Below are 16,654 nucleotides of genomic sequence, written 5' to 3'. Positions count from 1 at the left end.
GCACTCCCCTGATCAACCAGCTTGGCGTGGTCAAGCGCCAGATCGAACGCGCCGATACCGCCGCCGTACAACAGCTCGGCCAGTTCGGCGTGGCGACCGTGCATGAGGCGCAGGGCCGCACCGGCCTGTTGAAGCCCTATCTGCGTCCCATCTATCCCGGTACCACGATCTCGGGCACCGCCGTGACCGTACTGCTGCACCCCGGCGACAACTGGATGATGCACGTGGTGGCCGAGCAGATCCGGCCTGGCGACATCGTGGTGGCAGCCATCACCGCCGAGTGTACCGACGGCTATTTCGGCGACCTGCTGGCCACCAGTTTCATGGCCCGCGGTGCGCGGGCCCTCATCATCGATGCGGGTGTACGCGATGTGAAGGTGTTGAAGGAAATGGGCTTCCCGGTGTGGAGCCGTGCCATCAGTGCCAAGGGCACCATCAAGGCCACGCCGGGGTCGGTCAACGTGCCGGTGATCTGCGCCGGTGCCCTGGTCAATCCGGGCGATGTGATCGTGGCCGATGATGATGGCGTGGTGGCCGTGCCTGCCGCTGACGCCGTGCGTGTGGCCGAGGTGGCCCGCAAGCGCGAAGCCCTGGAAGGGGAGAAGCGCGCCCAGCTGGCCGCCGGCGTGCTGGGGCTGGACATGTACCAGATGCGCGCGCCGCTGGAGGCCGCCGGTTTGAAATATATCGACTGAGTTTGTGTCGCCCACAGGCTGAACCTGACGAGGAGCCGTGAGGGGAAGAAGAGAGCGTCCACGCAGAAGAGGCGCACGCCGACCTGAACAGACATCCGTACTGCGCAGCAGAGCGCCCTTGGTGTGCGCCATCCCAATTGACAAGAACACTGGATCAACCAGACCGATTTACCCACAGGAGGAGATTCCTTATGCAGTTGCAACACCCCATCCGTCTCATCCCGGCAGCCCTGCTGCTGGCCGTTGCCCCCGCTGCCTTCGCGCAGAGTTCAGTGACCATCTATGGCGTAGTGGACGTCTATACGGCCTACCAGAAGAGCACCGTCGGCGGCAAGGACACCTCGCTCTGGGCCATGGGCAACAATGGCCAGATGACCAGCCGTCTCGGTTTCAAGGGCGTCGAGGATCTGGGCGGTGGCTATCGCGCCAGCTTCAATCTGGAAACCGGTTTCGATCCCAGCACCGGCGGCCTGCAGAACAGCTACCGCTACTTCGACCGCCAGTCCTGGGTCGGTCTCGGCGGCGGCTTCGGCGAAGTGCGCTTGGGGCGGCAGAACAGCGTCATGTTCCTCTACTCGGGCAACATGGATGCATTCGGTGCGGCCACCTATGGATCGGCCTACAACAACTTCGCCAACTGGCTGGCGCGGGTGGACAACGATATCAGCTACATCTCGCCCAAGTTTGCCAATACCACGCTGGAGCTTCATTACTCGGTGGGCGAGCGCGCCGGCAGCACCGCCGGCAATGCGGTCTACCAGATCGGCATGCAGACCCAGCAGGGACCGGTCTACGTGGGCAGCGCCTACCTCAACGCCAACAACGCCACCAACACCAACAGCGTTAAGCAGTTCATGCTGGGCGGCAATGTTGACTATGGCAGCGGCAAGGTCTACCTGGCCTTCTTCCGCACCAATGAAGTGATCTCGGCCACCACCGGCAATGTCTTCACCAACCCGGCGGGCAAGTACGATCCGGCCGGTGCCGTGGTCGGCAATACGGCAGGCGACTATCACAACACCTACAGCCTCTCGGCGGACTACCGCATCAACGCGCAGACTACCGTCGGTGCAGGTGGCGGCTTTGTCAAAGACGCTTCACGCTACAACAACAACGCGCGCCAGTTTAGCCTCATCGTGAACTACGACCTGTCCAGGCGCACGCGGCTGTATGCGGTGGCCTCACGCCTGATCAACCAGAATACCGCTGCCTATCGCATGACCGGTGCCAGCTTCACGGCCAGCCAGGCCCTGAGCCCGGACGCCGGTGCCAGCGAGACCGGCGTGCAACTGGGGATCCGGCATACCTTCTGAGGACGGTCGTTCTCAGTCGGCAGGTACGGCATAGGCCGCGAGGAAGGTTTCCACCGCGCGGCCGACCATGCGCTTCATGCGCGGCCGCGAGATGCTGGTCTCCAGCCCCAGCATCATCGGCTTGACGGTCTCGCAATCGAGCAGGGCGCACAGCTGCAGGGTCGCCAGCATCGGATCAGCGGTGCGCAGGCGGCCGGCCGCCATCTGCTTCTTCAGGAAGGCGGCGATGCGCTCCATCCCCATCTTCGGTCCCTCTTCATGGAAGCGCCGGCCGATGTCGCTGCGGCCGGCTTCGGCCACGATCATGCGGTGCGTTTGCAAGGTGCTCTCCTGGCACAGGAAGCTGACCGCCTTTTCTCCAAAGACCTGCAGGGTCTTCGCCAGATCGTCCACCTCCTGGTCCAGTGCGGCCAGGGCCGGCTCCATCTGCTTCTTCGCCTCGCCGTGGGTCACCGCCACGAACAGCTCCTCCTTTGACTTGAAGTAGCCATACAGCGTGGCCTTGGAGCCACCAATGCGGGCCGAGATCTCGGCCATGGACGCACCCTCGAAACCCATCTCCTTGAACACGTCTGCCGCCACGGCCAGGATGGCCTCGCGCCGGGCAGGGGTCTTGACTCTCATCGAACTGTCTCCGTTTTCTTTACAAGTGTCATTTTCGTACAGATGTGTTCAGTATTGCTTGACCGGGGAAGAACTGTCAATTAATAATACTGTACAGTTCGGTATCGTTATAAAAACCTTCTTCCCTTTCCGGAGAGTCCTTCATGCGCACCACACCCCTCCTACGGCCCGTCGCTGCACTGGCCATCCTCAGTGTCCTCAGTGCCTGCGGCAAGCCGCCGGGCGGGGCGCCACCGGCAGCGGGCACGCCCGTGCTGGGCGTGATGACGGTACGCGCGCAGCCGGTGGAGCTGCATGCCGAGTTGCCGGGCCGGACCTCGCCTTACCAGATTGCTGACGTGCGGCCGCAGGTCAACGGCATCATCAAGGCACGCAATTTCCGCGAGGGCAGCGACGTCAAGGCCGGGCAGGTGCTGTACCAGATCAATCCGGCCAGCTATCAGGCGGCCTATGACAGCAGCGTGGCGGCCCTGGCCAAGGCCGAAGCGAGCGTGAAGACGGCGCGCCTGAAGGCCAGCCGCTACAAGGAGCTGGTGGCCATCAAGGCGGTCAGCCAGCAGGATTACGATGACGCCGTGGCGTCCCTGGGCGAAGCCGAGGCCGATGTCGGTTCGGCCCGGGCCAACGTGCAGACCAGCCGCATCAATCTCGATTACGCCAAGGTCGATGCGCCCATCTCCGGCCGCATCGGCAAGTCCAGCGTGACGCCGGGCGCACTGGTCACCGCCAGCCAGACCACGGCGCTGACGACCATCCAGCAGCTCGATCCCATCTACGTCGATGTGACCCAGTCCAGCACCAACTGGCTCAACCTGAAGGAAGCGCTGGCCAATGGCGAACTGCAGAAGTCCGGCAACGGCGCCAAGGTCAGGCTGATCCTGGAGAACGGCCGCACCTACGCACAGGAAGGTACGCTGCAGTTCTCCGACGTGACGGTCAACCAGGACACCGGTGCCATCACGCTGCGCGCAGTCTTCCCCAACCCCAAGACCGACCTGCTGCCGGGCATGTATGTGCGCGCCGTGCTGCAGGAGGGTGTGCGCCAGCAGGGCCTGCTGGTACCGCAACAGGCGGTCAGCCGTGACGGTGCCGGCAAGCCGGTAGCCTTCGTGGTCAATGCGGAGGGCGTGGTGGAGCAGCGCGCACTGGTGACCGACCGTGCCATCGGCAGTCAATGGCTGGTCAGCAGCGGCCTGAAGGAAGGCGACCAACTGGTGGTCGATGGCCAGCAGCGCGCCACTGCCGGAGCCAAGGTGAAGGTGGTGCCATGGTCGCCCAAGACCACGGTGTCCAGCGCCAACGGCAGCGCCGGCAACGGCAACAACTGAAAGGCGGGAAAACATCATGGCTCGCTTCTTCATTGACCGCCCCATCTTCGCCTGGGTACTCGCCATCATCGTCATGCTGGCCGGTGCCATTTCGGTGCTGACCCTGCCGATTGCGCAGTATCCGGCCATCGCACCACCGGCCATCGCCATCACCGCCAACTATCCGGGGGCGTCGGCCAAGACCCTGGAAGACACCGTGACCCAGATCATCGAGCAAAAGATGAAGGGGCTGGATCGGCTCAGCTACATGGCCTCCACCAGTGAATCGTCGGGCTCGGTGACCATCACCCTGACCTTCGAGAACGGTACCAATCCGGATACCGCCCAGGTGCAGGTGCAAAACAAGCTGTCGCTGGCCACGCCCTTGCTGCCCTCCGAAGTGCAGCAGCAGGGCATCACCGTGACCAAGTCGGCCACCAACTTCCTGAACGTGCTGGCCTTTACCTCGGAAGATGGCAGCATGAGTGGCTCCGATCTGTCGGACTACGTGGCCGCCAACATTCAAGATGCGATCAGCCGCGTGGAAGGCGTGGGCGACACCACGCTCTTCGGTTCGCAATATGCGATGCGCATCTGGCTCGATCCCAACAAGCTCAACAGCTACAGCCTCACGCCGCTGGACGTGAAGAACGCCATCCAGGCGCAGAACGTGCAGGTCTCGTCCGGCCAGCTGGGCGGCCTGCCTGCTGCCGAGAACCAGCAGATCAACGCCACCATCACGGCCCAGACCCGCCTGCGCACCGCCGAGCAGTTCCAGAACATCGTGCTGCGCACACTCTCCGATGGCGCCCGCGTCAAGCTGCGCGACGTCGCCCGCATCGAACTGGGCAGCGAAAGCTATACCTCGGTCGGCCGCTACAACGGCAAGCCTGCAGCCGGCCTGGCCATCAAGTTGGCCACCGGGGCCAATGCACTCGATACCGTCAAGGCCATCGATGCCCGCGTGGCCCAGCTGGAGAAATTCTTCCCCGCCGGGATGAAGGTGCAGAAGCCCTATGACACCACGCCCTTCGTGCGCATCTCCATCGAGGAAGTGGTACGCACCCTGATCGAAGCGGTGGTGCTGGTGTTCCTGGTGATGTACCTGTTCCTGCAGAATTTCCGCGCCACGCTGATCCCGACCATCGCCGTGCCGGTGGTGCTGTTGGGAACCTTCGGCGTGCTGGCGGCATTCGGCTTCACCATCAACACACTGACCATGTTCGCCATGGTGCTGGCCATCGGCTTGCTGGTGGACGATGCCATCGTGGTGGTGGAAAACGTCGAGCGCGTGATGTCCGAGGAAGGCTTGCCGCCCAAGGAAGCCACCCGCAAGTCCATGGGCCAGATCAGTGGCGCGCTGGTCGGCGTGGCGCTGGTGCTGGCAGCGGTGTTCGTGCCGATGGCCTTCTTCAGCGGCTCGACCGGCGTGATCTATCGCCAGTTCTCCATCACCATCGTCTCGGCCATGACGCTGTCGGTGCTGGTGGCACTGGTGCTGACACCGGCCCTCTGCGCAACACTGCTCAAGCCCGCGGCCAAGGGCCATGCGCTGGCCACGACCGGTTTCTTCGGCTGGTTCAATCGCCAGTTTGATCGCGGCAACCTGCGCTACCAGGGTATCGTGCGCCACATGCTGGGGCGCGGCTGGCGCTACATGGCCGCTTACGCGGTGTTGCTGGCGCTGGTGGTGACAGGATTCATGAAGCTGCCCGTGGGCTTCCTGCCGGATGAAGACCAGGGCACGCTGTTTGCGATCCTGCAGTTGCCCTCCGGTGCCACCAAGGCGCGCACCGATGCAGTCATTGAACAGGTCGAGCATCATTTCCTGGTGGACCAGAAGGATGCGGTATCGGGCGTGTTCGCCGTCTCCGGTTTCAGCTTCGCCGGTAGCGGCCAGAACATGGGTTTTGCCTTCATCAAGCTCAAGCCCTGGGATGAGCGCAAGGGCCCCGGACTCTCGGTGACCGACGTCGCGGCCAAGGCCGGTGCGGCCTTCGCGCAGATCCGTGATGCCCGCGTATTCGCCTTCGCCCCGCCGGCCGTGTCCGAACTGGGCAATGCCACCGGCTTCGACCTGATGCTGAAGGATGAAGCCAACCTCGGCCACGCCGCCCTGATGCAGGCGCGCAACCAGTTGCTGGGCACGCTGATGCAGGACAAGCGCCTGGTGGCGGTGCGCCCCAACGGCCTGGAAGATACACCGGAGTTCCGCCTCAATGTCGATACCGACAAGGCCGGAGCATTGGGCGTGGCCATGTCCGACATCAATGACACCATCGCCACCGCCTGGGGCAGCAGCTACGTCAATGACTTCATCGACAAGGGCCGCGTCAAGAAGGTGATGCTGCAGGCCGATGCGCAATACCGCATGCTGCCCTCCGACCTCGATCGCTGGTACGTGCGCAACAGCGCCGGCACCATGGTGCCCTTCAGCGCCTTCTCGACCGCCAGCTGGACTTCCGGTTCGCCCCGCCTGGAGCGCTACAACGGCGTGCCCTCGATGGAAATCCTCGGCATGGCCCTGCCGGGGGCGGCCTCCAGCGGTGAAGCCATGGCCATCGTGGAAGCGGCCCTGGCCAAGATGCCACCTGGCATCGGCTATGAGTGGACCGGCCTGTCGCTGCAGGAAAAGGCCTCCAGCGGCAAGACCGGCCTGCTGTATTCGATCTCGATTCTGATCGTGTTCCTGGCGCTGGCGGCGCTCTATGAAAGCTGGGCCGTGCCGTTCTCGGTGATCCTGGTGGTGCCGCTGGGCGTGTTCGGCGCGCTGCTGGGTGCGATCCTGACCTGGAAGATGAATGACGTCTACTTCCAGGTGGGCTTGCTCACTACCATCGGCCTGGCCTGCAAGAACGCCATCCTGATCGTGGAATTTGCCAAGGATCTGCACGAGCATGGCAAGAGCCTGGTGGAAGCCACCATGGATGCGGTGCGCATGCGCTTGCGTCCTATCCTGATGACCTCGCTGGCCTTCATCCTCGGCGTGCTGCCGCTGGTGCTGGGCAGCGGTGCGGGTGCCGGCGCACAGCATGCGCTGGGCACGGCGGTGATCGGCGGCATGCTCTCGGGTACGGTGCTGGCGGTGTTCTTCGTGCCGCTGTTCTTCGTGATCATCATGAAGCTGTTCGCCCGCAATCCATCCTCCGCGCCGCAAGGCCAACCCGCGATTTCCCCGGAGCACTGACATGAATCCTTCCCTGACCCATCGCGCCGCGCATCGTCCCCGGGTGCTGATGACTCCGCTGCTGCTGGCCATGCTGCTGGGCGGCTGCACCCTGATGCCCGAGTACCAGCGGCCCGCCGCCCCCGTGGCGAGCCAGTTTGCGGGCGACCACAGCGCAGGGGCCGCCAGCAGCACGCCGGCCATGGCGGTGTCTGATATCGGCTGGCGTGATGTCTTCACCGATCCGACATTGCAGGAGGTGATAAGCCTCAGTCTGGCCAACAATCGCGATCTGCGCGTGGCCGTACTCAACATCGAGAAGGCGCGCGCCCAATATGGCGTGGAGCGCGCCGCACTGTTCCCGACCATCAACGCCGCCACCAGTGAATCGGCCAGCCGCACGCCGGCCGACCTGTCGGCCACCGGCCGTGCGCTGACCGCGCGCAGCTATACCGCCACGCTGGGTTTCAGTGCCTACGAACTGGACCTGTTCGGTAGAGTCCGCAGCCTCAAGGAACAGGCGCTGCAATCCTTCCTCTCCACCGCCGAGGCTCGCCGCAGCACCCAGATCAGCCTGATCGCCGAAGTCGCCACCGCCTGGCTGACGCTGGCCTCCGACCAGGACCGCCTGCGGCTGGCCAAGGACACGCTGGCCAGCCAGAGCAGCAGTTACGAACTCACGCAGCGCAGCTTCGAGCTGGGCTCGTCCTCGGCGCTGACCTTGCGCCAGGCGCAGACCAGCGTGGAGAGTGCGCGCGTGGACGTGGAGAGCTACACCGCCCAGGTCGACCAGGACCGCAATGCCCTGGTGCTGCTGGTGGGCAAGGACCTGCCGGAGCGGCTGCTGCCGCAGGGTTTGCCCGATACCGCACTGGCCGCCGCCAGTCCGCTGGCGACCATTCCGCCGGGGCTGCCCTCGGACCTGCTGCAGAGGCGCGCCGACATCGTCGAGGCCGAACGCACGCTGCGTGCCGCCAATGCCAACATCGGAGCGGCGCGCGCGGCCTTCTATCCCAGCATCAGCCTGACCGCCGATGCAGGTACGGCCAGTGCGCGGCTGGCCGGCCTGTTCAAGGGCGGTTCGGGCTCGTGGAGTTTCGTGCCGCAGATCTCCTTGCCGATCTTCGATGGCGGTGCCAACCAGGCCAACCTGGATATCGCCACCATCAGCCGCGACATCAGCGTGGCCCAGTATGAGAAGGCCATCCAGACCGCCTTCCAGGAAGTCTCGGATGCACTGGCCCAGCGCAATACCCTGGGCCGCCAGTTGAAGGCGCAGGAGGATCTGGTGGAGGCCAGCGATGCCTCGTACCGGCTCTCGCAGGCGCGCTTCAACAATGGCGTGGACAGCTATCTCACCGTGCTCGATTCGCAACGCACGCTGTACTCGGCGCAGAAGACCCTGATCGGTACGCGCCTGTCGCGCTGGACCAATCTGGTGACCTTCTACAAGGCGCTCGGCGGCGGCTGGGTGGAACGCTCCGGCAGCCCTGTCGCCAGTGACCTGGCCACGGCCGCGCCATGAGCCCGCGCGCCGGCAAGACCCGCGCCATCCTGCTTGATGCCGCGCTGGCCGCGTTTGCCCGGCGCGGCGTGCGGGCCACCACGCTGGAACACGTGGCGGCCAGCGCGGCTTTTACGCGCGGGGCGGTGTACTGGCACTTTCCGGACAAGCTGTCCCTGGTCAATGCCGTGTTCGATGACCTGGTCTGGCCCTTCGACATCGGTCCGGAACTGGCGGTCTATCGCCAGAGCGAGCAGCCGCTGTTGTTGCTGCGCGAGGTGCTGTGGCTGAAGCTGCTGGATTTCCTGCGCAACGTACAGCAGCGGCGTCGCATGGAAGTGGTACTGCGTTATCGCGGCACGCCCGAGCTGCCGGAGGAATTGGGTGAACGTATCGAGTCGCTGAGCCTGCGCGCCCTGCAGCACCTCACCGCCGCCCTTAATATCGCCTATGAACGCGGCCAGCTGCGGCGCGGGCTCACGCCCATCGATGTGGCGCGCTGCCTGGTGGCGGCCTGCATGGGTGTCATTGCCGAGCACATGGAAGACCCGCAGGCGCGCCTGGAACATTCCTTCCATCTGGCGCCGCTATTGGTCCTGCAAGGCGCTGAAATGGCGTAAAAGTTCAGTGCCGCCCGCTGGCGCGCGCAATCAGGGCGTTGAGGAAAGCGCGCGCCGCATCGGGCAGGGTGCGTCCGGCCAGGGACTGGATTTCCAGCTGCAGGGTGTTCATGTCCTTGTCGCGGATCGGCAGGGCGGCCAGCTGTCCTTCGCGCACCAGCTTGCGGATGGGCAGCGCGGCCGAGAAGCCGATGCCGTCGCCGGACATCACGAAGCACAGCAGGGCACTGATGGAGTCCGCCGCCAGGGTCGGCTCCAGCAGCACGTTGCGGCGGCTGCAGCAGGCATCGATCAGGCGCCGCATGGTGATGTTCTTCTGCGGCATGGCCAGCGGATACGGGGCCAGCTCCGACAGGCTGACCTGCTTGCGATGGGCCAGTGCATGGTCCGGCCGCATCACCGCCATGATGGGCGCGCGCTGGGCGAACTCGACCTTGATGTCCGGATCCGGTGCCATGGTGAAGGTCAGTCCCAGGTCGACTGCGCCTTCGCGGATCTGCTGCGCCACGTGGACTGCATTGCCCACCGAGAGCTGGAAACGGATGCCCTTGTGCTGGCGGCAGAATTGCTCAATGGCCGCTGGTACGAATTCCAGCGCGAAACCCTCAGTGGTCGCCAGCTTCACCTCCCCGCGCCGCAAGCCCTTCAAGGCCGCCAGTTCATTGCCGATGCGTTCGGCTTCCAGTTGCTGGCGCAGCGCGTGCGCGGCCAGCAGTTCTCCGGCGGCATTGGGCCGCATGCCGCGCGAGACGCGCTCGAACAGCGGCGTGTCGAGTTCGGCTTCGAGCCGCGCGATCTGGCGGCTGATGGCCGAGGAGGCGACGTTGAGCGTATTGGCCGCTTCGGTAATGGAGCCGCGCCGCACCACTTCGAGGAAGTAGCGCACGGCGGTCTCCTGCAACACACGGGTATGGATGATGGACATCCATGAATTGTAGGAATGGTTTGCCGATTCGGCAATCACTGGTTCGAAAACTTGTACTTGTGGCAAACCATGTGCAGGCTTAGGATGCGTTCACGGATCGGCGGCAGGGTGCCCGCCGTCGCGTCGCGAGGGAGGCTTCATGGATGCTGCACAGGCTGCAATGACGAAGGCGCAGGGCGAGGGACGCTACAAGTATCTGGTATTGGTGCTGCTGTACCTGGGCTGGTGCGTGTCCTACATCGACCGCGCCGCCATCACCTTCGCCGCGACCCAGATCGCCAGCGAATTCGCGCTCAAGCCTTCCGACCTTGGCATCCTGCTGTCGAGTTTCTTCCTCGGCTATTCCCTCCTGCAACTGCCGGGCGGCTGGCTGGCGGACCGTTACGGTTCGCGTCCCGTCATCGTCATTTCCATCCTGCTGTGGTCGGTCTTCACCGGCGTGACCGGCATGGCCTGGTCGGTGACCAGCCTGGTGGTGATCCGCTTCATCTTCGGTCTGGGCGAGGGCGCGTTTCCGGCCGCCAGCGTCAAGGGCGTGGCAGAAAACTTCAGCCGCGAGGAGCGGCCCAAGATGTCCTCGCTGCTGATGTCCTCCAACTACATCGGCAGCATGCTGGCCCCGCTGCTGATCGCACCGCTGATCATGCATTTCGGCTGGCGCGCGGTGTTCCATACCATCGGCATTGCCGGGCTGGTGTTCGCCCTCGTGTACTGGTTCTGCGTGCGTCCGGTACGGCCCGGCAAGGACGGTCCCAAGGCCATCAACAAGGAAGCCTTCGCGGCCCTGCTCAGGATGCCGCTGATGTGGAAGATCGTGGCGGTATGGTTTGGCCTGTCCATCATCAACAAGGGGCTCGACAGCTGGATGCCGACCTATCTGATGACCGTGCGCGGCCTCAATCTCAAGGCGGTCGGCCTGTTGCTGCCGCTGCCCTACATCATGGCCGGTCTGTCGACCGCCATCGGCGGCTGGGTCATGGTGCGCTTCTTCGATGGCCGCGAGAAACTGCTGCTGATTGCCTCTTCGCTGCTGACCGCCGTTTTCGTCTACTGCATGTACACTGCCGCGACCGTCGAGGGCGTCATCGCCTGGCAATGCCTGGCGTATTTCTTCAAGTCCTTCGTGCTGGCCACCTGCATCGCGCTGCCGACCAAGCTGCTGCAGGCGCAGCTGGTGGGCAGCGGCGTGGGCATGGTCAACCTGGGCGGGCAACTGGCGGGCTTCATTTCGCCGCTGGTGATCGGCTTCCTGGTCAGCGCCTTTGCCAACTACGATTACGCCTTCAGCTTCCTGATCGGCGCGGCCCTGTTCTCGGTGCTGGTGAGCTTGTTCATCCGCACCAGCAAGACCGGCGGCCAGATGCAGCCGGCCTGATCCACTCACAAGGAAATTCATGTCTGATTCCCTCGTCGAAAAAACTGCCGTCGAACTGCGCCAGCTGATCGGCAGCAAGCAAGTCTCTCCGGTCGAGTTGCTGGACGCCTGCATCGCCCGCATCGAAGACCTCAATCCCCACATCAACGCCGTGACCGCCACCTGCTTCGAGCGGGCTCGCAAGGAAGCGCGTGCGGCCGAGCAGGCGGTCATGGACGGGGCTGAACTGGGGCTGCTGCACGGCCTGCCCATCGGCATCAAGGATCTCGAAGAAACCGAAGGCCTGCTGACCACCTACGGCTCGCCTATCTATCGCGGCAACGTACCCGCACACGACAACGCGCTGGTGGCGCGCCTGCGCGCAGCCGGTGCCATCGTGGCCGGCAAGACCAACGTGCCCGAAATGGGGGCCGGGGCCAATAGCCGCAATACGGTGTGGGGGGCCACCGGCAATCCCTTCAATCCGCTGCTCAATGCGGGCGGCTCCTCCGGGGGCTCGGCGGCGGCGCTGGCGGTGGATCTGCTGCCGCTGTGCTCGGGCTCGGATACCGGCGGCTCGCTGCGCATTCCGGCGGCCAAGTGCGGCGTCGTGGGATTCCGCCCCTCGCCGGGACTGGTGCCGAGCGAGCGCAAGCTGCTGGGCTGGACGCCGATCTCGGTGGTCGGTCCGATGGGCCGCAATGTGGCCGATACCGTGCTGCAATTGCGCGCCACCATTGGCCTGCATGCCAGCGATCCCTTGAGCTACGCGGTCGATGACGCGGCGTTCGCGGCCTTGCCGCCGGTGGACTTGTCGCGCCTGCGTATCGGCTATACGGAAGACTTCGGTGTCTGTGCGGTGGATGAGGGCATCCGTGAGGTGTTTCGCCAGAAGATGGCGGCCATCGGCCGTTTCGTGCAGGTTTGCGAACCGGTGGAGGTCGACATGGGCGAGGCCCATCGCGCCTTCGACGTGATCCGTGCCGAAGCCTTCGTGGCCGGGTTCGAGGCCGCCTATCGCCGCGATCCCGCCTCGCTCGGCCCCAATACCCGTGCCAACTACGAGATGGGCGCGGCCATGAGCCTGTCCGATTGCGCCTGGGCGCAGGGCGAGCAGACGCGTCTGTTCCGTCGCTTCCAGCAGCTGTATGCGCGCTATGACCTGATCCTCTCGCCGACAACGCCGGTGTCGCCTTTCCCGTGGAGCGAGCTGTACCTGAAGGAGGTCAACGGCGCGCCGCTGGAAAATTATTATCGCTGGCTGGCCCTGACCTATGTGGTCACACTTGTTACCAATCCCTCGATCTCGCTGCCCTGCGGCCGCGATCATCGCGGCATGCCCTTCGGCTTGCAGGTCATCGGTGCCTTTCGCGACGATGCCCGTTTGCTGGCCTGGGCCGGCGCGCTGGAGGCGGCGTTTGCGGGCGATGAGACATTGCAGCGGCCACGGCCTGACCTGGCGAAGCTGAAGTCCGTCAACGCAGCGCTGACCTCCCTGGTTACCCATCCGCCCATCTTCGATGGCGCGGCGACGGCAGCGGCGGCACAGGCTGCGGTATAAACCATTTATATTATTTCATTCTTGAGCGATTCCATGAGCACGATCCAACGCTTCAATACCAATGCCCGCATGAGCCAGCTGGTGCTGGCCAACAATTTTGCCTTCGTCGCCGGCCAGGTGGCGGACCATCCGGGTGCGCCCATCCCGCAGCAGGCCAGCGGAGTGCTGGCCAAGGTCGATGCCCAGTTGCAGGCCCAGGGGATCGCGCGCGAGCGCATCGTCAGCGCCAATGTCTGGCTCTCCAGCCCGGAGCATTTCGCTGCCTTCAATGCGGTGTGGGATGCGTGGGTCCCTGCAGGCCATGCGCCCACGCGTGCCTGCGTGCAGGCACTGCTGATGGCCCCTGGGCTGGACGTGGAAGTGGCCGTCATCGCCGCCCTCTGAAAAGATCACGGAGTTTGCCCATGAGCCAGCAAGGCCGCGTCGACTATCTCATCATCGGGGCCGGCATCGCCGGTGCCTCCATCGCTTACTGGCTGGCGCGTCACGGCAGCGTGCTGCTGCTGGAGCGCGAATCGCAGCCGGGCTATCACAGCACCGGCCGCTCGGCCGCGCTCTACATGGAAAGCTACGGTCCGCCGCAAGTGCGGGCGCTGACCTGCGCCAGCCGCGCCTTCTTCGATCATCCGCCGGAAGGTTTTACGGAACATGCCCTGCTCACGCCACGGGGCGCATTGTTCTATGCCACCGCTGCCTTGCGTGACGAACTCGACGCCCATGAGGCCCTGGTGCGTTCGGTCTCCGACAAGGTGCAGCGCCTCGATGCGGCGCAGACCCGCGCCATGGTGCCGGTGCTGCGTGAGCAAGACCTGATCGGTTCGGTCTACGAGGAAGATGCCAGCGACATCGACGTGCATGCCTTGCACCAGGGTTTCCTGCGCGGCGCGCGGGCAGCGGGTGCGCGCGTGCTGTGCAATGCCGAGGTGCAGTCGCTGCAGCATGAGCATGACCATGAGCAGGGAGAGAGCACGTGGCATGTGCAGACGAGTCAGGGCGAGTTGCGCGCGGGCGTCATCGTCAATGCCGCCGGTGCCTGGGCCGACGAGATCGGGCAACTGGCCGGAGCCGCACCCATCGGACTGGTGCCGAAGCGGCGTTCAGCCTTCACCTTCGCGGCACCGGCCGATAGCGCCCACTGGCCGATGTTCATGCCGGTCGATGAATCTTTCTACATCAAGCCGGATGCCGGCCTGCTGCTGGGTTCGCCGGCCAATGTCGATCCGGTCGGACCGCACGACGTGCAGGCCGAGGAACTGGATATCGCCATCGCCATCGACCATATCCAGAACGGCACGACGCTGGAGATCCGGCGTCCGGCGCACGTCTGGGCCGGCCTGCGTTCCTTCGTGAGCGATGGCAGTTTCGTCGGCGGCTACGACGCCAAGGTGCCGGGTTTCTTCTGGGCTGCCGGGCAGGGCGGGTATGGCATTCAGTCTTCACCGGCGGCGGGCGAGGCCTATGCGGCCCTGATCCGGGGCGAACCGGTGCCGGCGCATATCGCGCGCTTCGGGGTCGATGCCGCGGCCTTGAGTCCGGCGCGGCTCGGCTGAACGGCCGCGAGCACCGGCCCCTTGCGCGGCTCAGGCCAGCTTGAGGCTGGCCGTGCTGCGCATCTGCGCTGCCTCTTCCTGTGCCTGCATCGCCTCCACCAGCTTGTGCAGTACCTGCCCGGTGAGGCGAGCGAGCAGGGCTTCGTGATCCTGCTCATACTTCTTCAACAGCCGCAGGCAATCCTGATCCACCCACATCCAGTCGCCGCTGCGGCTCTGCGGCGGCAATTGCGCGCGTGCCGCCAGCGGCAGCGGCGCTATCTCTTCCTGCCAGGCCCACAGGTAGTCGTGACGATGCGAGCGCGTGAAGGGCAGCCCGCAGACCTCGGCTACCAGCGGATCGTGGCGCATGGTGAAATCGATGATCTCGCGCCGCAGGCTGCCGTCCGGCATCGGATGCAAGGCTTCGATCCAGCAATGGTAATCCTTCAGTTCAGACAGCTTGCGCGCACTGCGCCGTGCCTTGCGGCCCGGATGCATGGCAACGTAGAGACCGCTGCCGCAGTCAATGACCTCGCCGCCCGACAGCGCCGTGTAAGGACGATTGAGCAGGAGGCGCAGCACGCGCGCACCGACCAGGGCGTAATCGGCGCAGCGCCCCAGCGTGCCCATGGTCAGCCGTGCTTCGGCGGCCGCTTCTTCCATGACCGCATTGAGGGCGGCATCGATCATGCCGCGCAGCGCCGGAGCGACCGGCAGCGTGAGGGCGGCACCATTGGCGGCGGGGGCAGAGGCGAAGGACGCACCGGGACTCATGCGTGCATCCTCATCGCAGGCTGATGAGCGTCTGCAATACCGTGTCCTGCACCTTGATGGATTGCGAATTGGCCTGGTAGACGCGCTGCGCCACGATCATGTTGACCAGCTCGGCGGTCAGGTCGACGTTGGATTGTTCGACGGCACGGCCCTGCAAGCTGCCGAAGGTGGCCGTGGTGGGGGTGCCGACCAGCGGACTGCCGGCCGCCGCCGTGGCCTGGTAGAGATTGTTGCCCAGCGGCTGCAGTCCGTTCGGGTTGGCGAAGTTGACCAGCACGATCTGGCCCAGCACCTTGGTTTGCTGATTGCTGTAGCTGCCCACCAGGCTGCCATCCTTGCCGATGCTGAAGCTGGAGAGCGTGCCCGGCGGCGAGCCATCCTGTGATTGCGCCAGGTTGGCAAAGGCCGAACCGGTCTGGGTGGAGCCGGCGTAGTTCAGTGCGATGGGCGTGGGGAAGCTGGCCCCGCCCTTGACCATGCTGCTCAGGTCGACCGTCATGCCGGTGCTGGCGGTGAGGGCACCGGTGGCATCGAAGCGCAGCGTGCCCAGCAGTTGCGGGCCGGTGGCCGGTGGTGCGGCGTTGATCAGCTTGCCGTCCAGCGTGCCATACACCGACCAGGTGGTCGCGGGCGGGCTGCCGGTCGGCGGGCTCTTCACGTAGTAGGTCTGCAGCGAATACGGATTGCCCAGGCTGTCGTACACGGTCGCGCCGGTGGAATTGTTGTAGCTGTTGGGATTGGCCGGATCGAAGGGACTGATGGTCGGCACGCTCTTGCGCGAGTCGAGGTTGATCTTGGTGGTGATGCGCGAGGTGGCGGTGGCCGGGAGGGTGGCTGTATCGATCTTCAGCGGCACCGGATCGCCGCCTGCGGCACCGGCCGGATAGCCGGTGAGATAGGCACCGTTCATGCTGGGGTTGATGAGGTAGCCATCCTTGTTCAGCTGGAACTGGCCATTGCGCCCGTAACGCGGGGACTGGTCATTCAGGTTGGCCGCCATGCGGAAAAAGCCGTCGCCGTTGATCGCCACATCCAGCGCATTGTTGGTGGTGGCGATGTTGCCCTGGGTGAAGGCCTGGCTGACATTGGCCAGTGTCACGCCGATGCCGACCGGCGAATTGCCAGAGCGGTTCATGGAGTTGGCATAGGCATCGGCAAATTGCACCTGTCCCTGCTTGAAGCCGACGGTGCTGGCGTTGGCCACGTTGTTGCCGACGACTTCCAGATGTTTGCTCGCGCCCTGCAGGCCGCTGAGTCCCTGTTGAAAGCTCATGGTGGT

At 64.8% G+C, this 16,654-nt stretch carries 14 protein-coding genes; 10 read left to right on the top strand and 4 right to left on the bottom strand.

What is annotated here, in order from left to right:
- The first annotated feature begins 11 nt into the window (after nt 1-11).
- Entirely contained in the window at nt 12-695 is a 684-nt protein-coding gene (gene ligK, locus J2X56_RS13860; RefSeq protein WP_310160667.1) for a 4-carboxy-4-hydroxy-2-oxoadipate aldolase/oxaloacetate decarboxylase, read from the top strand.
- 191 nt (nt 696-886) lie between these two features.
- A complete protein-coding gene (locus J2X56_RS13855) occupies nt 887-2,008 on the top strand; it encodes a porin (protein ID WP_310160624.1) in 1,122 nt (373 codons plus the stop codon).
- 12 nt (nt 2,009-2,020) lie between these two features.
- Here J2X56_RS13855 and J2X56_RS13850 read toward each other — a convergent pair whose 3' ends face one another.
- Nucleotides 2,021-2,632: a TetR/AcrR family transcriptional regulator gene (locus J2X56_RS13850; RefSeq protein WP_121038111.1), complete on the bottom strand. Its 612-nt coding sequence runs from the start codon at nt 2,630-2,632 to the stop codon at nt 2,021-2,023.
- 143 nt (nt 2,633-2,775) lie between these two features.
- Between J2X56_RS13850 and J2X56_RS13845 the strand changes: the two genes are divergently transcribed.
- From J2X56_RS13845 to J2X56_RS13830, 4 genes are read left to right on the top strand one after another with little or no spacing between them, the layout of a single operon-like run.
- Nucleotides 2,776-3,960, top strand: a complete 1,185-nt coding sequence (locus tag J2X56_RS13845) for an efflux RND transporter periplasmic adaptor subunit (RefSeq protein WP_310160623.1) — start codon at nt 2,776-2,778, stop codon at nt 3,958-3,960.
- A gap of 16 nt (nt 3,961-3,976) precedes the next feature.
- On the top strand, nt 3,977-7,126 hold the full coding sequence (locus J2X56_RS13840) for an efflux RND transporter permease subunit (protein ID WP_209568625.1): 3,150 nt from the start codon (nt 3,977-3,979) through the stop codon (nt 7,124-7,126).
- A gap of 1 nt (nt 7,127) precedes the next feature.
- Nucleotides 7,128-8,630, top strand: coding sequence for an AdeC/AdeK/OprM family multidrug efflux complex outer membrane factor (gene adeC, locus J2X56_RS13835; RefSeq protein WP_310160622.1), 1,503 nt, complete (start codon nt 7,128-7,130; stop codon nt 8,628-8,630).
- Nucleotides 8,627-9,229: a TetR/AcrR family transcriptional regulator gene (locus J2X56_RS13830; protein ID WP_204725107.1), complete on the top strand. Its 603-nt coding sequence runs from the start codon at nt 8,627-8,629 to the stop codon at nt 9,227-9,229. Before adeC ends, J2X56_RS13830 begins: the two co-directional genes overlap by 4 nt.
- Nucleotides 9,230-9,233: 4 nt before the next feature.
- Here J2X56_RS13830 and J2X56_RS13825 read toward each other — a convergent pair whose 3' ends face one another.
- Nucleotides 9,234-10,154, bottom strand: a complete 921-nt coding sequence (locus tag J2X56_RS13825) for a LysR family transcriptional regulator (protein WP_121038122.1) — start codon at nt 10,152-10,154, stop codon at nt 9,234-9,236.
- Nucleotides 10,155-10,293: 139 nt separating this feature from the next.
- Between J2X56_RS13825 and J2X56_RS13820 the strand changes: the two genes are divergently transcribed.
- The 4 genes from J2X56_RS13820 to J2X56_RS13805 are packed head-to-tail and all read left to right on the top strand — an operon-like array spanning nt 10,294 to nt 14,619.
- On the top strand, nt 10,294-11,529 hold the full coding sequence (locus J2X56_RS13820) for an MFS transporter (RefSeq protein WP_199725000.1): 1,236 nt from the start codon (nt 10,294-10,296) through the stop codon (nt 11,527-11,529).
- Between the two features lie 19 nt (nt 11,530-11,548).
- Nucleotides 11,549-13,069, top strand: coding sequence for an amidase family protein (locus tag J2X56_RS13815; RefSeq protein ID WP_310160621.1), 1,521 nt, complete (start codon nt 11,549-11,551; stop codon nt 13,067-13,069).
- Nucleotides 13,070-13,102: 33 nt separating this feature from the next.
- Nucleotides 13,103-13,453 carry a RidA family protein gene (locus J2X56_RS13810; RefSeq protein ID WP_310160620.1) on the top strand — a complete coding sequence of 117 codons (351 nt, stop codon included), beginning with the start codon at nt 13,103-13,105 and terminating at the stop codon, nt 13,451-13,453.
- 20 nt (nt 13,454-13,473) lie between these two features.
- Nucleotides 13,474-14,619: an FAD-dependent oxidoreductase gene (locus J2X56_RS13805; RefSeq protein ID WP_310160619.1), complete on the top strand. Its 1,146-nt coding sequence runs from the start codon at nt 13,474-13,476 to the stop codon at nt 14,617-14,619.
- A 30-nt stretch (nt 14,620-14,649) separates the two neighbouring features.
- Here J2X56_RS13805 and J2X56_RS13800 read toward each other — a convergent pair whose 3' ends face one another.
- Both J2X56_RS13800 and flgE read right to left on the bottom strand, forming a co-directional pair.
- Nucleotides 14,650-15,375 (bottom strand): hypothetical protein, encoded by a 726-nt coding sequence (locus tag J2X56_RS13800; protein WP_310160618.1) that lies wholly within the window; start codon nt 15,373-15,375, stop codon nt 14,650-14,652.
- A gap of 10 nt (nt 15,376-15,385) precedes the next feature.
- On the bottom strand, nt 15,386-16,648 hold the full coding sequence (gene flgE / locus J2X56_RS13795) for a flagellar hook protein FlgE (protein ID WP_034333790.1): 1,263 nt from the start codon (nt 16,646-16,648) through the stop codon (nt 15,386-15,388).
- Nucleotides 16,649-16,654: the final 6 nt, after the last annotated feature.

Origin of the sequence: Herbaspirillum sp. 1173, assembly GCF_031455335.1 — a bacterium.
Taxonomy (GTDB): domain Bacteria; phylum Pseudomonadota; class Gammaproteobacteria; order Burkholderiales; family Burkholderiaceae_D; genus Herbaspirillum; species Herbaspirillum huttiense.
This window is presented reverse-complemented; position numbering and strand designations above follow the sequence as displayed.